Raw genomic sequence first — 16,390 nt, 5'->3', positions numbered from 1 at the left:
TATTTAACACGGACCTCTGCCGAGGTCCTTTCTTGTAGACAACTCGCTAAAGATCATACGGTAAGACCTTTCTAATGCGTAACCCCTGGTGGAGATTCTCCGTCCGGTGGTGTCTGTCGCACACAAATCCACATCAAAAAAGAGACTGTTGCACGAAGGCGATCTGCTTCGTTGCTTTCGGAATTCGCCTAGGTCACGTACGTGAGTACGCTCCCTTCGCCCTCATCCTCAGCGCCTTGCATCTCATCCTTCGTACAAGGTCTCAGCACATTTTGAAGCAAATGTGCGAGAATGGCACTTCGTGCAACATTCTCAAAAAAAGGACACTCAAAGTATAGTGGTCTATACCTTGAGTGTCCTAAAAAAACTATCGGGATGCGTCCTTTACTTCTGTAGCGATCTATCAATCAAATAATAAAGACTTGAATAGTGTGCAGCAAGAGGACTATTTCCCTGCCCCATTCTACTCTTCAAAAGCTCTTGAGACTTAAGGAGATATTCAAAGATAAGTGCACGACCCTCTATCTTGCCTGTGGAGGTTTTTGAGTCGCGGTCTGCCTTATCTAGCTCCAGCTGACTGATCATTTGCGATACATAAGTATACTGCAAATTTCTCAATGCACTATTCAGCTCAGCCGGCTCTTTCCAAACGTAGTCAAAGAGGTCTTGCATATATTGGCTAGGAGTGTATGGGGTGCCATCTGTGGGCAATTCTGAGGTCATACCTATACGAGAAAGCAAACTAATATTCAATAAGTCGCGCATCGTGGAGATAACGTATCCATCAAAGTCTCGCTCACTCTTACCTAGATACTTTTTCATCTCTTCAGTAGCCATCCAATAAGGATAGGCTTGTGCCTCATCTAGCACAAAGTAGAGAGCCTCCTTTTGCTTCTCAGCTGGCACAGGGACAAAACGCTGGCGCGCTTCACCTTGCCGTGGACTCTGACGTAGGTATCCACCAATGTAGATCTTCACATGACCAAGATACTGCCTAAACTGTTGCTCTATTGCCTTGGACAAAGCCTCTTGCAATTGATAATCCTTATCTCTCTCGGCTGTCCACTCAAAGAGGTGATTTATGGTCGTCTTAAGATTTTGAATACCCAAGCGACTTGCCTCTACGCGGTCGTCACCTAAATCCTCTGAGAGGGCATAGGGGTCGTTGACATTAAGAATCTGCTGCTCTCCATAGAAGTAGCGAGGGTCATTGGACTTTTCTTGAATCCAACGATCAAGTGTCTTTACCTCGTCGCGATAGGTGGCTGCGCTGTAGATAGGTGCATAGCCCCACTTGATTGCATAAATATCATATACGCCCAACCGTGGTGGGAGGAAATTAGTCACCCCATCCCCCGGCTGTGCGATATAATTATAACGAGCATAGTCCATAATAGAGGGGGTAGTGCCCCACTTGCTTGTAAATGCGGGAGACCTCAAATCGGCAATACTATAGGCTGTTGAAGCTGCCATATTATGCATCAGGCCAAGTGTATGACCCACCTCATGAGCAATAATATAACGAAGCATTGGCCCTAGGAACTTGATATCGTAATTGCGATTTCTTGCCTTTGGGTCAGCAGCAGCTGTCTGTGCAAAGCGCCAATTATGAAGCAAGTCTAGCACATTATGATAAAAATAGACCGAAGCCTGTAGGATCTCGCCTGTACGTGGATCGGTCCACGAAGGTCCCATAGCATTAGGGGTACGTGAGGTGGAGTAAATGATGCAAGAGTAGCGAGCATCATTGGGACTGAAGCTGGGGTCATCGGGATAGGGTTTGGCTATAATAGCTTGCTTAAAACCGGCCTGCTCAAAAGCTTGCTGCCAATCCTCAATACCTTCTTTGATGTAAGGCCACCACTCTTTTGGAAAGGCGGTGTCGTAGTAAAAGACGATTGGTTGCTTAGGCACTACTAATCCGCCTGCTCTATGCTTTGCAATATCTTGCTCTCTAGGCTCTAGCCGCCAACGTGTAATGTAGCGCTCCTTTTCCATACGCATTGAAGTGGTGGTGATGGGGAGTGTCACATTATAGAAGTAACCAATCCGATCATCAGCCAAACGAGGTCGCATCTTCTCATCAGGGAGCAACAAGAGAGAGCCATTGACCACTGCGGTAAAGGGCTTACCACTAGAGGTATATACAGCACGTACCTCTACATTCAGATTGCGTTCAAAAGAGCTGATGGAGCGAATAGAGCTCATATCTCTTTTGAAGCTACCCGAGAGTTTCTTGGCACCAAGCATGCTATCAAATGGTGAGGAGGGTATGAATGGTGACATCGGGGCATCTCCTGTGAGAAATAGGCTGGTACCATCAATCACCACTGCTGCAGAATCAGGAGCCCACGCCTTGATATCATAAGCTGCCAAAATAGGCTCTATATTATTATCTTCAAACCTTGGGTAAATAGAGGACTTGGGGTCGGCCGAATAGCTAGCCGACTGCTCGTGCATGTAGACCTTGGTATCGTCTTTGGACCACGCTACCATCTTAGGATCGGAGGGCATCTGACCCGCAATCACATCCTTATTATCACTAATCTGAGCTACTCGGCCAGTATAGAGCATGGGTTTGTGCAGTAGGGAGAGTGGAATCTCCATATAGAGTTTTCCCTTTTTGAGATAGAGGTTGATAAAGCCCTCGGCCTTGGTGGCATCTTTAAGTAGCTTAGCATATCCGCCCTCTTCTACCACTGTGCTATCTTTGGGGGCTTCTGGGGTCTCTTCTTTAACCTCTCCAAGTACAGCGGAGAATATATCTGGCACTTGTGCCGACACAAATGGTGTGCTAAAGAACAATACTCCACCAAGGAGTATTGCTCGTAGTAAGTTATTTTGAATCATATAATATCAAAGTAATAAAGTCTATTGATTGCTTCGTTTATTTCCGATTTCCTGCATATCTACCCCAAAGTTATCCTTGATAAAAGCTCTAAGGATATCATACTTTTGACGAAGAAGAGGGAAGCTCTCCATATCGGATAGGTTTTCACTCTCGCTCTTGGTGATAAACCTCTCTATAAAATCAGAAATGTCTTTCTCCACGGTCACGGTATGGTACCATGCCCAAGCTGCGTGATCCTCATCATAGGTCCAGAAGCCATATTTACGTGGATCGAAATCGGGCTCATCCTTACGCTTGACGAGATTAACATTGTACATGCCCTCATTAATGGAAAGAAATGCATGAGGCCACTCTGCCTTATATACAGATAGCTGCTGAAATAGCGTTGTATGAAGAGATAAAAATGCGGCATCATAGTAAGCATCTATATCATTGAAGGTCATTGCTCGCCTGTCAGGTCCATTGACCTTATCGCCCTTCTTGTAAAGATTGATGGCCATATGATCGATACCGTAGTAAGCAAACTCTTCAATATTTTTAGATCTTACACCTCTGATAGAATCACATAGAAATATGCGAAGGGGCATATACTTTCTCTGAAACTCTTTGGGATAAAGATTTACAAACTCGTCTAGGATATAGGAGAGATTGGCTTTGAGCGAAGTCATCGCCTCGGGATCCTCTTTATTAATTGGGATATAGAGTCCTTTGGAGGAAAACTTACCCAAATTCCACTTCGCAGTAGCTCCATCGAAGTCATAAATCATCTGTACGCCACTAGTATTGTATAGGTCAAGTATCTCTGGGATATTGGCATCCACTTGATATCTTGGCTTGCCGATCTCCGATTGGATGGGTTTCTCTCTATAGCAACTGCTCTGCATCAATACAAATGCAGCTATAGATAATATTGCAATGTGTCTATATATAGATTTCATATCGATCAATTATTTAGTTAGTGATGGATCAGACTCAAATGCAGTTTGTGGGATAGGTAGCGTATAGCGACTATCTCCCTGTGAAAGGACGAACTCATTACCCTCGCCTGACTCAAGATTGGTGATATAGAGGTGCTTGATCTTTGGCTGATCCCAGCGACGCAGGTCAAACCATCTATGTTGCTCAAAGGCAAGCTCCTTTCTACGCTCTAGTCGAACCAACTGAATCACCTCTTCCTGAGTGGCAGGCTGGGCAAGTGCTGGGGTACCTTTCTTCATACGATTGGCAAGAAGCTTATTGAGATCCGCCATAGCGAGATCCAATTGACCTGTTTCGGCATACGCCTCTGCTCTATTAAGGAGTGCCTCACTCGTACGGATTGCAAATCCATAGCAGTTTGATTCACTTTCGTCAGCACCCTTCGTTACCTTGGAGTAATAAACATACTTTGGAAACCAAAAACTACCCACATTGACTCTTTCACTTCTGAAAAAGAGACCGTCCGTGGTATTCGCCTTACGGAGATCATCGGAAGTATAAAGGGCACTCAGCTCATCTGAGATGGTATAGTAGGCACTATTACCAATCGCGAAGTACTCTGGATTGAAGAAGCCATAGCTAAATGCGATCTCTTTATTATTTTTATTAATAAAGATACCTTCCTTTAGGTCCATATCATTGAGGTTTTGGAGAACCGGATTCAAAGCAAGTGCCTTAGTAGCATATTCAATGGTCTTGGGATAATCCTTCATATAGAGGTAGACACGAGAGGCGAGTATCGTAACTGCATTGAGATTCCAGCTAAAGATACCAGCGGGCTTGCTAACTTGTGCAAAGGCCTTCTCCGCCCCTTCAATATCCTTGATCATCTGAGCATAGTTATCAGCCAATATTGCTCTTGGAAATTGAGCATCTTCACCGTGTGACTTATCATTAATAGGCACCCCTTTAGTCTCCTTTGCAGTAGCTGGATTGTATGCAGGTGCATATAGATTGGTAAGATAGAAGTAGGCATTAAGGCGGGCAGCATGAGCTTCGCCCTCCAATTGAGCCTTCTCAGACTCATCACCAGTCATATTGGGCATTTCCTTGAGGATGATATTTGAGGCCAAAATATGGCGATAAAAAACCCTCCACGAACGGTCAATATTCAGACCTCCCGATGCTGTTTTTTCTGGAGAGGCTTGCCAAGTAAAGTAACCCCACCCTTTGACACGCACATCAGTACCAGTACTTTCATTACTGCTATTGGATACGATCTTGACATTATCGGTCAGTAGCTCCAAGTAGCTGTAGGGCAATTCCTCACCACGCAAGTAGGCCTCACCATAAAGTATCTGAGAGTACTCTCTTACATTCTTAGGTGCCACTTCGTCTTGTGAGTATTCGGCCAAGAAGCCCTCACAGCTAGTTAGTCCTAAAACTAGTAGGAGACCGAGTAGCGAAATATAATTGTATATAGTTTTCATCTTATCTAGTAGTCTGCTTAAAATGAAAGATTAATCGTCATAGAATAGGATGGCAATGGAGGGGTAGTTCTCAGTCCTAAAGTCATTTGGCTTGGGTCCTGCCCTCTAAGTTTCTTAGAGCTAAATAGAGCGAGATTATAACCCTCTAGCCGAATATTGGCAGCTGTAAGACCTATCTTATTGATCAACTCTGTAGGCACTCTATAAGAGAGTGATGCAGTACGAAGCCTCAAGTGGCTACCATCAACAACACGTAGGTCGCTCTTATTGTACATCTGCCAACGGTTTTCAGCAAATGGGTGATCCCATCTCACTCCACCGCCTCCAAATAAACCGGTATCGTGCTCTTTGTACTTCACGTCGTCCAAAGGATTATTGGTAAGTACTGGGATATTGGTGTGGGCCTCATCGCCTGGCTTCTGCCATCTATCCACCAATTCATTATTCATGTTTTGCCATGGTTGTGGAGTAGACTGTCCACTATCCTGATATAGGTTATTTAGTCGAACCTTATTACCTACGCTATACGAGAAGAACAGGTTAAGAGTAAGATCTTTCCACCTTACCGAGGTACCGAAACCACCTTGCAAGAAGGGCACTCTCTGACCCGACTCCACAAATATCTTGCTATAAAACTCCTCTTTGCTAAGTCCCTTAATTCCTTCCTCTAAATTATAGAACTCTGGAAGGCCCTTGTCGTTAAGCCCCTTAAATCGATAAGAGTAGAAGGTGTCAATCGACTTATCATTTACAATAGCCGTACCATTGAGGAATTGCACATAGGTGTAGTCGTCATTTACACCGCCATCGATCACTCTATTTCGGTTTTGAGAACCATTAGCATTGATCGTCCAAGTCCAATCTTTTGTACGAATAGGCACAAATGTAGCCATCAAATCAATACCATGATTGATAAGTGTGCCGGCATTAGTTTGGATAGATGTCTGACCAAGGGTATGGGATACTGACTTATTGATCAACTGATCCTTTCCGACACGTCGGTAGTACTCAGCACTTAGATAAATACGATTATCGAAGAAGGATGCCTCTATTCCGAGGTTATACGAAGTATTCTTCTCCCACCTTAATAATGGGTTAGGGAGTTTTGAGATGACACTTGGGAAACGATTGGCAACATTATCATAATCGCTATACCGCATAATCAGCTGAGGAGTCTGGTCATCGGCCACATTACCTTGGATACCATACGAAGCCTTTAGCGATAGCATATTGAGCCACATCACATCCTTCAACCATTCTTCCTCTTGGATATTCCATCGACCTGATACAGACCAAATTGGGAGGAAGCGAGCACTCTTATCTTGTCCAAACTTATTGGATCCTTCGGCTCTCACATTGTAGGTAAGGATATATTTGCGCTTATATGAATAAGTGACATTGGCAAACAGTGAGATAAAGTTTGAAAGCCTATTGGTCACCCTATCCTTTTGGTTCTTAGTCAAATTATAATAAGCCTTCCAAACAGCAGGGTCGATATTCATAAAGCTCTCACCACGATCGGGAAGATAGCCGTATTCTGTAGTTCGGATACCGTCGTACCTTGTAGATCTAAACTCTGGACCAGCATTAATAGTAAGCGTATGATTTTCCCAAGGACGCCAATTGTATATCACTTGTGCACGCCATTGCCAACCGAAGTTACTTGTACGTCCACTGGTAAGTCCTCCACCGTATGGTAGCTGACACATCTCCTCTTTGAAGTTTTTAGCATCTGGAAGCGGATCACCATAGTTCACTCGTCTCATATTGGCAGCTATATAGCTTCTCTCATCGAACCAAGACTTGTCGGAAGTATTGGAGAAGTTAATTCCAAAGGTAGTGCTGAGGGTAAGATCGGTGATGGGCTTCCAATTAAGTTGCCCTATAATATTGTAGCTATTGGTCTGGACTGAGTTGCCAGAGTGTTTCATCTCATTAATAGGACTATAACGAAGTTGAGTTAGATATCCCTGAGACTTATTAAAGAAGTAAGGCTCGCAATTTTCATCATAGGCTGGGATGATACGTGCCGTCTCCATAGCAAACTGATAGGGGGAGAAAGACATATGCGTATACTCCCTGCTATTGCTGCTGGTACGCAAGGAGAGCATTCCTTGCACCTTTTTAGAAGGATTAAAATTGAGCTTAAGCATTCCGGAATAATTGTTTACCCCTTTGCCCTTCACCACGTCAGGAGAATTAGAGTAGTTACCTGAAGCATAGTATGTCATGCGCTCAGTACCGCCTGAGATACTCAGATTATGTCTCCGAGATACATTATCTCTAAAGAGCTCACCAAACCAATCGGTATTTTGCTCCTCCATACTCTTAACACGCTCCAAGAACTCCTGCTCAGTGATATTACGCTCATAGAGATCCATCAAGGCACCTTCGTACCCTACTCTAGAAACCTGGAACATAAACGGCAGGGCACGCTCCTCAATCTCCTTAGATACTGCAATACGCTCTTTTGAATTCATCAAAGACATCTGTCCATAATTAGGTCTTTGATTATAAGTAAAAGTACCGCTATAGTTGATAGACATACGGCCCTCTTTACCCTTTTTGGTAGTAACAACCACCACGCCATTCGCAGCACGCACACCATAAATAGCAGTTGCAGCAGCGTCTTTAAGGATATCGATCTTCTCAATATCCATAGGGTTAAGACCCGATATCGCATTACCGATAAGATTGACATTATCAAGGCTATTAATCTCCTCGGCACTTAGGGGCACAGGGTCATCCAAAATGATACCATCCACTACCCATAGAGGCTCTCTACTCCCTGATAGTGTCGAAACACCACGAACTCGAATCTTGGCGGCTGCACCAGGTGTAGAAACCTCTGAAATCACATTCATGCCAGGCACTTTACCGAGGAGCATATTATCAATTGTCCCCACATTACCTTGGATCACATCGCCAGCCTTCATAGTTATCACAGATGAGGTAGATAGTCGCTTATCTGTATCAGCATAACCTGTACTCTCCACCACCACACTCTCAAGAGCATAACTGCTCTCAGAGAGCCTTACATCTTGCCGTTTTGAAGTAGGTTTCACCTCCTTGGTACTCATTCCTATAAAAGAATATATAAGGACTGCATCCTTCAGGTCAGGAATACGAATCTTATAATTTCCATCACTATCTGTAGAGGTTCCCGTAGACTTTCCCTTCAGACGAACATAGGCTCCTGGGATAGGCATTCCTGACTCATCCATCACCTTACCACGAATGGTAGACCAATGACTTTGGCTAGAAGTGATACGAATCACATTACCCTCAATCTTGTAGGAGAGCGGTGTATTCTTGAGAATCTTATCGAGTAGCTCCGACACATTGACAGTTCCTTGTGCAGTGAAGCGCTTAGTGACGTCATCAAGATCGTCCACATTGTACTTGAATTGATAGCCAGTCTCCTTTGAGATCGCTTCAAATAGTTGCTCTAGTCTTGCCTCTCTCACATTGAGCGTGACCTCCTTTTTAATTGGCTCCTGCCCATAAACCTGAAGCATAGGGAAGGCAATCATAAAAAGGAACGATAGCGAGAGAATCTGATAAAATCTCCTCATTTCGTAAGTATTTGTGTTTAGATTAGGGTTGTAACTATTTCAAACAGTTCTCAAGGAGATGAGGTAGCTTAAAATACTTAAACCTTGATACAATATAATTTAGCTTTCCTATCCACAAAGATAACTTTTTATTTGTAACTGCAAAATATTCCAAAAGAAAATAAATCAAAAGTCAAAAGTCGAAGTTAAATCGTCTACTATTTCTAGTGGAAAGTATTACCCTCAACACCATTGTTTAGCGTGAGATGATATTAAGAAGGGGGTATGTTGTAAATATTCCTTATATTTGCCAATACAAAGCGAGGATATAACTTGTAGCTAATACTTTTTCAGATAATAAAGATAATAAAGTTATGTATCAAAATTTCAAAACGTTGCTCCTTAGCGGCCTAGCCGCTATCAGTCTGCTTGCAGTGGGCTGTAAGGGAGAGAAAAATGATCCTATGGAAGGAAATCCATTCAACGAGCCTAGCGCACTGGCTTTTCACGCTCCAGACTTTGGCAAGATCAAAAATGAGCACTACAAGCCTGCATTTGAGGCTGGTATCGAACAGCAAAGAGCCGAGCTTAAGGCCATTGTAGACAATGAGGAGAAGCCAACATTCCAGAATACCATCCTCCCTTACGAGGATAGTGGGGCACTTCTTTCACGTGTTTCCAATGTATTCTTTGCCATCTCAAGTGCCGATGGTACTGATGAGATCAAGGCAATAGAGGCCGATGTGATCCCTATGCTCACCGCTTGGGAGGATGAGATCACCTTCAATCAGCCACTCTTTGATCGTATCAAGGTGGTGTATGACAATGAGTACGAAACCCTTCAAGGTGAAGACAGGAAACTCCTCAAGGAGATTTACGACGGCTTTGTAAGAGCAGGTGCCAATCTTCCAAAAGAGAAGAAGGACGAGCTTGAGAAGGTCAATGCTCGTCTAGCAGTACTCCAGCAAGAGTTTGTAAAGATGAATATCGAGGCTCGCAACAAGGCCATCGTTCCTATTGAGGATGTAGAGGAGTTGGCTGGCCTTAGCGAGGGAGAGATTGCTCAGTGCAAGGCTGATGCCGAGGCAAATGAGGCTGTTACTGCACCTTATGCTATTGTAATCAGCAATACTACACAGCAGGATATTCTGACATCTCTTGAGAATCGTGCAACCCGTGAGAAGGTATTCAACGCCTCTTATCACCGTTCGGATAACACTGGCAACCAAAATACCTACCCAATCATTGCAGAGATGGCTCAGCTTCGTCACAAGAAGGGACAGTTACTCGGCTTCAACAATTTTGCTGAGTACAGTCTTCAGAATACGATGGCTAAGACTCCAGAGGCAGTGACTAGCTTCCTAAAGAAGCTTGCAGAGGAGTATCAGCCTGTAGCTGACCGCGAGACTAAGGAGATTGAGGAGTATGCTCGCAAAACTATGGGTAGCGACTTTGAGCTAAAGCCATACGACCGCTTCTACTTCTCAGCCAAGATGAAGGAAGAGAAGTATCACTTCAATGCTAATGACGTTAAGCCTTACTTCGAGGTAGATAGCGTCCTTAAGAATGGTGTATTCTACGCTGCAGAGCATGTTTATGGTCTCACCTTCAAGGAGCGCTTTGACCTCCCAACCTACCATAAGGATGTACACGTTTACGATGTACTCAATGCTGAGACTGGAGAGCAGGTAGCTCTATTCTATACCGATCTATTCAGACGTCCTACCAAGGGTGGTGGTGCATGGATGAGTGAATTTGCATCTCAGAGCCATCGCAATGACCAGCTTCCAATCATCTACAACGTATGTAACTACACCAAGGCACCAGAGGGACAACCTAATCTAATTACTTGGGATGAGGTAACTACTCTATTCCACGAGTTTGGTCACGCTCTTCATGGTATGCTATCTAATGTAGAGTACAAGTCTCTCAGTGGCACCGACGTGTTCCGCGACTTCGTAGAGATGCCAAGCCAGTTCAATGAGTACTTTGCTACTGTGCCCGAGGTATTTGCCAACTTTGCTAAGCACTATGAGACAGGCGAGGCTATGCCAGAGGATCTTAAGAATAAGATGCTGGAGTCGGTTAACTTCCACGCTGCCTATGCTCTAGGGGAAAACCTTGCTGCTTCTACTGGCGACGTAGCTTTCCACATGCTTTCTACAGGTAATGAGGTAAATGCAGAGAATGTAGAGGAGTTTGAGAATAACGCTCTTGCAGCGGCTGGGCTTCTCAATCCACAGATTCCTCCACGCTACCGCACTAGTTACTTTAACCACGTTTGGGGTGGTGGCTACGCTTGTGGTTACTATAGCTACCTATGGTCTGAGGTACTGGCTGTAAATGTTGGCGAGTATTTCACCAAGAATGGTGCGCTCAACCCTGAGGTAGGTAGAGCTTTCCGCGACAAGGTTCTTTCCAAGGGTAACACCGAGGATCTAGCACAGATCTTCTCCGACTTCACCGGTCTTGCAGAGCCTAATGTAGCTAGCCTGCTTCCTGCACGCGGAGTGAAGTAATCACGCACGACATATTAAATACGAAGGAGCCCTCACGCAATGTGAGGGCTCCTTTATTTTATACTAAGATGAAAATAGACTTAGTCGAGAATGTTTGCACGAAGTGCCATTCTCGCACATTTGCTTCAAATGTGCTGAGACTTTGCACGAAGGATGAGATGCAAGGCGCTGAGGATGAGGGTGAAGGGAGCGTACTCACGTACGTGACCGAACCCGAATTCCGATAGCAACGCCGCAGATCGCCTTCGTGCAACAGTCTCTAGTCGTCTAACTTTTCACCAAAAGAGAGATCTCCAGCATCACCGAGACCTGGTACGATATAAGAGTGCTCATTGATCTCAGGATCGTTGACAGCGGTCCAAAGCGTACAATCCTCAGGCATTACCTTCTGCAGATAATCCAGTGCTGGTTGACTAGAAATCACAGAGGCAACATGCAATACCTTAGGAGTTCCCTTCGTGAGGATTGCCTTGTATGCCAGCTCCATAGAGCTTCCAGTTGCCAGCATTGGATCGACCAAAATCAGCGTTTTACCCTCTATTGAAGGAGAGGAAAGATACTCAATCATCACCTCAAAATTGAGCCGGTCCTTATACCTGCGATAGGCCGAAACAAAGCAGTTCTCCGCTCTATCAAGATAATTAGTAAATCCGTGGTGGAGAGGAAGGCCAGCACGTAGAATCGTGGCAATCACCACCTCATTCTGATCCAATTGGTCGTGCGAGATCGCTAGTGGAGTCTGCACCTCCTTAGGTTGATACTCAAACGTCTTACTAATCTCATACGCCATCACCTCGCCTATCCGCTCAATGTTTCGCTTGAAGCGCATACGATCCTTTTGGATATTGACATCTCGCAACTCCGCCACAAAGCGGTTGAGGATTGAATTCTGTTCCGAAAGGTTGATTACTTTCATGATCTTAAATACTATTTCTTATGGTTTGAATTTTTCTTTTGCAATAAAGCGTGGTACACCTGACTTCTACTCATCACATCATCCACATAGTTAGCCGTCTCCTTACCTCGCAGGTATCCAAAGCGAACCACTGGGTCATTGTAGTACTCTGGATGGCTTTTCAGTAAGATATACTCCCTCACCCCGCCCTGCCATATAGAGTCGGGGGCATGATGTTTCCGGGCAAGCCGCATTGCATCCTGCACATGTCCCAGTCCGGCATTATAGGCTGCAAGTGTGAAGCTCAATTGAGTCGCCTCATCAGTCATATCTCCGAAGCTCTTCCTCACCTCCAAAAGACAGTCTACCGCCACTCGAATTGATACCTCAGGCCGAAGCAACTCCTCCTTCGTTGCCCCATAACTAGCACCAGTGCGTGGCATAATCCCCATCAACCCCCTAGCTCCACTCCAGCCTACCACATCGGATCTAAAACGACTCTCGTGATAAGCAATAGCCGCCAACACCGTCCAGTGCCAAGGTAGCCTAGCCCCCTCTTTTTCAAATAAAGCATCGTACTGAGAGATCACCCCTTGCGTCAATTGCACCCGCTCCGTTACCATCGCAAACTCCTGAATATAGCTCTGCAGATGGCTATTCTGGTCACGTAGCCGACTATAATGCCCCAACTTTTCACCTGTTAGGAAGTAGGTATCCAACTGCTTCTTTAGTGAATTATTCTCTTTACAAAGAGCCCACCCATACTTAATCGGTGCACTCACCCGAAGATCGGCATTAAGCGAAGGGAAATACCTCATCCCCAACTGCCCCAGATGCTCATCTACGAGTAGGAAGTCTATTCCCTCCTCCGTGCCCATCTGCACCAAAAGCTCCTCCATACTGAGTGAGTCCGAAGGGACCACTTCAATGTTTTCCCCTATCTCCTCCTCAATCTGATGCAACCGAACCTCTGCAGCACCCCCAGCATCTATCCACACTATCTTACCTCCCAGTTCTGAAAGGTTTGAAATCATCCCCTCCTTTGCCTTTCTCTGTACCAGCACTAGAGATGCCGTATCAATGATTCCGCCAAAAGAAAACCGCTCGAGATTTCCTCGCGACATAGCCAAAGGGGTAATACAAAGGTCTATCTCCCCTTGCTCCAATCGCCAAAGCAAGCTATCCAAGCTCCGCTCAATCTGCACATCCAGTACAAGTTCGTGAGCTTGTGCAAAGTCCACCGCCTTTTGATACTCCAAACCCATCATCTCACCCCTCAGGAGGTAAAAGTCTTCGGGCGAGGTAAGCGTCCCTATCCTCAGCGTATCACTATCTACCACCTCCTGCCAGCTACGGAAATGCTGTGCCGACTCATTCTCCTCCTCCTGACTACAGGCAGAGAGCAATAGGCTCAAAAGCAGACCAAGTAGATAAATAGTACTCATCACCTTTTACGACACATAGAGCAAAAAGCCCTTCAGATAACTTCCCTCGGGGTGGTAAATACTTACTGGGTGATCGGCAAACTGACCAAACTGCTCCAGCACCCGCACCTCACGACCAGCATGCAACGCAGCGGTAAAAAGAGCCTGCCGGAACTCCTCTACCCCCACCACTTGTGAGCAGGAAAAAGTAAAGAGTAGCCCGCCCTTTGCTATCTTACGAAGTGCCGCACTATTCAGCTTGCGATAGCCTTGCAGACCATTTCGCAATACCTCCCTCCTTTTTGCAAAAGCTGGAGGGTCCAAAATAATCATATCAAAAGCCCCCTCCTCCATCTCATACAGATACTTAAAGGCATCCCCTACCACAGACTCATGGCAAGTAGGAACTTCACCAAAGTTGAGCTTCAAATTGTCCTCTAGAAGATCCATCGCTCTAGGCGAACTATCCAGCGACACCACCCGCTCTGCACCTCCCCTTAGAGCATAGAGCGAAAAGCCACCGGTATAGCAAAACATATTCAGTACTCTTCTTCCCTTCGCCAGCTCCCCTACTCTAGCGCGATTCTGACGTTGGTCGAGGAAGAAGCCTGTCTTCTGCCCTCTTAGAATATCTGGGGAGAAACGAATGCCTTGCTCCTCTGCCACCACCTGCTCCACCGCATCAATAGATCCGTAAAGCAATTCATCCACCACCCCCTCCACCATCGGTAGAGAGTCCGACGACTTATAGTAAACCGCCTCCAACCGCTCCCCTAGCACAGTTGCGAGTGCCTCCGTCAGTTCTCTACGTCTCAAGTGCATCGTAAGCGTATGAGCTTGCATCACAGCCACCCCTCCGTAGAGGTCCACAATCAGTCCTGGCAAACTATCCCCCTCCCCATAGACCAAGCGGAAACCCTCACGAGGAGAAGCCAAAAGTCCAAGTGCCTTGCGAGCTTCCAAAGCCTCTTGAAACCGCCTTTGCCACAAAGAAGCATCTATCTGCTCCCCCTCCGCAAAGGTCAAAAGCCGTACCGCAATAGAGCCACCTTCATAATAACCTCTTCCACAAAAGTGCCCCTCACTATCCAGCACCTCCACCATATCCCCAGCCTCTATCCCTTTGGTAGAGACAAGGGCACGTGAAAAGATCCAAGGATGCTTACGCTCCACTGAGGCCTCTCGCCCCGCTTTTAGCTCTATCTGCTTCATATTGACTACTATTTCTTTTTTGCTACTTTACTCCCCTTACTCTTGCTCCTATTCTTTGCCTCCTTTGTTTTTGAAGTCCCAGCGGTTCGCCCCCTTTTCAAAGACTTCCGGATAGAGCGTTTATTTTTCTCCTTAGGCAGCCCCTCTAAGTCCCGATACATTTCCTCATTTAGCCACCCCTCCAAAGCTTGGTAGATTCGTAGACCAGCCACCGCATCAAGTGCTGCATAATCCAATTGAGCCTCCGTCAACTCCTCACGCTCCCAATCCGAGAGGCGCTGCCCCTTACTAATCCGCTTACCGAATAGTACCGCATAGAGTTTTGAGAGCGAAAGCACCTCAATACCAGCTGCCTTAGAAAGCAGCCTGAGATCCACCATCCGATTGAGACGCAGTTGGCGATCCTTCCAAAGTCCCTTGGCATCATCACCAATACCCACTCCCACCTTAGTGATTTTTTGATCCTCAAGTAGTTTCTTCACTGGTGCCAATTGCTCTTGAGAGAGTATCGGCTCCAATCGAATCAATAGTGCTCGGTCGGCAGTCGCCAATTGTAGAAGTGATACCTTATGGCTACAACCACGCTTAAAGGCCGGTTTCGTCTCCGTATCCAGCCCCAGCACACTTACCCCATCACCCAGTGCCGAACACTGAGCCACAAACTCCTGGACAGAGGTTCTATGCGAAAGCACCACTAGTGGCACCTCAAGCACCTCTGCTTCTAGCTCTCTCAGCTCCTCATTGCTGATCTTACTCCTAGTTATCTCCTCCATCTTCCTCTTGAAGTTCAAAGAGAGGGTCGTGGTACAAGCGATGCAATTGCCTCAGCACCGTCAGCAATAGCTCACCCCAACGTTCCTCCATCGTGAAGCGACACTCCGCCACCGCCTGATACATTGCTCGTTCATTACCCCCACGCATTACCCATACAAAGTCGCCCAGCACCTGGTAAATATCGGCCAAAAGCTCTGCCGTGCTCACACCGATAGGCGTCTCGGAATACTTCATCGCCTCCTCCTCAGCGTCAAGAAAGTAGTCATAGCTCCCTAAGATGCGAACCAACCGCTGCCGAACCAGGTCATACTCCTCCTCCGTCACCAACCGACCAGCTTCCTCCCCAAAAGCCTCCATAGGCCAAGTGGGTAGCCGTAACCCCTCAGCATAGATGTCTGCCAGTACCTGCCGACACTCCGCCAAGCTCTCCCTAGTCCACAGCGGTGTCGTCATCGGTTCCACCAAAGCACAATAGCGTGCGGCGGCGGCCACAAAGTCCAGCACCCCACTATTCCCCAATACACCTGTACCCCCCTCACTGCTCTTAGCTCTCATGCTTATCGCTTCTATCACTCATTAAATGTGTACTTCATACAAAGGTAGACATTTTTGAGCAAATACCACTCCTATTCTCCAATGCACGTCATGAAGCGCAGGGGTTACGCATTAGAAAAGACTATTGTGCGAATGATGATATACAATCTGTTGAGGATAATGGCGTAAGAACCTCGGCAGAGGTCCCTCTTAAATAGG

10 protein-coding genes are annotated in these 16,390 nt (G+C 46.0%); 1 reads left to right on the top strand and 9 read right to left on the bottom strand.

The window, feature by feature from the left end; genetic code table 11:
* Positions 1-384 precede the first annotated feature (384 nt).
* Genes HMPREF3027_RS07615 through HMPREF3027_RS07600 form a run of 4 tightly spaced genes read right to left on the bottom strand, consistent with a single transcriptional unit; the run spans position 385 to position 8,834 of the window.
* The gene (locus tag HMPREF3027_RS07615) at positions 385-2,850 is read right to left on the bottom strand and encodes a zinc-dependent metalloprotease (RefSeq protein WP_070707889.1); all 2,466 of its coding nucleotides are present in this window, start codon (positions 2,848-2,850) and stop codon (positions 385-387) included.
* Between the two features lie 21 nt (positions 2,851-2,871).
* The gene (locus tag HMPREF3027_RS07610; RefSeq protein ID WP_083317554.1) at positions 2,872-3,789 is read right to left on the bottom strand and encodes a putative zinc-binding metallopeptidase; all 918 of its coding nucleotides are present in this window, start codon (positions 3,787-3,789) and stop codon (positions 2,872-2,874) included.
* Between the two features lie 9 nt (positions 3,790-3,798).
* Positions 3,799-5,259, bottom strand: coding sequence for a RagB/SusD family nutrient uptake outer membrane protein (locus HMPREF3027_RS07605; RefSeq protein WP_070707887.1), 1,461 nt, complete (start codon positions 5,257-5,259; stop codon positions 3,799-3,801).
* A 17-nt stretch (positions 5,260-5,276) separates the two neighbouring features.
* Positions 5,277-8,834, bottom strand: coding sequence for a SusC/RagA family TonB-linked outer membrane protein (locus HMPREF3027_RS07600; RefSeq protein ID WP_070707886.1), 3,558 nt, complete (start codon positions 8,832-8,834; stop codon positions 5,277-5,279).
* Positions 8,835-9,187: 353 nt separating this feature from the next.
* Between HMPREF3027_RS07600 and HMPREF3027_RS07595 the strand changes: the two genes are divergently transcribed.
* Complete coding sequence (locus HMPREF3027_RS07595; RefSeq protein ID WP_070707885.1) at positions 9,188-11,332, top strand: M3 family metallopeptidase; 2,145 nt, start codon at positions 9,188-9,190, stop codon at positions 11,330-11,332.
* A 259-nt stretch (positions 11,333-11,591) separates the two neighbouring features.
* On the opposite strand, the gene upp is transcribed toward HMPREF3027_RS07595, so the two are convergent.
* From upp to HMPREF3027_RS07570, 5 genes are read right to left on the bottom strand one after another with little or no spacing between them, the layout of a single operon-like run.
* Positions 11,592-12,248: a uracil phosphoribosyltransferase gene (gene upp, locus HMPREF3027_RS07590; RefSeq protein WP_018028136.1), complete on the bottom strand. Its 657-nt coding sequence runs from the start codon at positions 12,246-12,248 to the stop codon at positions 11,592-11,594.
* 11 nt (positions 12,249-12,259) lie between these two features.
* A complete protein-coding gene (locus tag HMPREF3027_RS07585; protein ID WP_070707884.1) occupies positions 12,260-13,672 on the bottom strand; it encodes an MltF family protein in 1,413 nt (470 codons plus the stop codon).
* A gap of 6 nt (positions 13,673-13,678) precedes the next feature.
* Positions 13,679-14,863, bottom strand: coding sequence for a class I SAM-dependent rRNA methyltransferase (locus HMPREF3027_RS07580; RefSeq protein ID WP_070707883.1), 1,185 nt, complete (start codon positions 14,861-14,863; stop codon positions 13,679-13,681).
* Positions 14,864-14,871: 8 nt separating this feature from the next.
* Positions 14,872-15,636, bottom strand: a complete 765-nt coding sequence (locus HMPREF3027_RS07575; RefSeq protein WP_070707882.1) for a 3'-5' exonuclease — start codon at positions 15,634-15,636, stop codon at positions 14,872-14,874.
* Positions 15,620-16,192, bottom strand: coding sequence for a DUF5063 domain-containing protein (locus tag HMPREF3027_RS07570; protein WP_070707881.1), 573 nt, complete (start codon positions 16,190-16,192; stop codon positions 15,620-15,622). The genes HMPREF3027_RS07575 and HMPREF3027_RS07570 overlap by 17 nt, the downstream gene beginning before the upstream one ends.
* Between the last annotated feature and the right edge of the window lie 198 nt (positions 16,193-16,390).

Origin of the sequence: Porphyromonas sp. HMSC077F02 (assembly GCF_001815465.1) — a bacterium.
GTDB classification, from domain to species: Bacteria; Bacteroidota; Bacteroidia; order Bacteroidales; family Porphyromonadaceae; genus Porphyromonas_A; species Porphyromonas_A somerae.
This window is presented reverse-complemented; position numbering and strand designations above follow the sequence as displayed.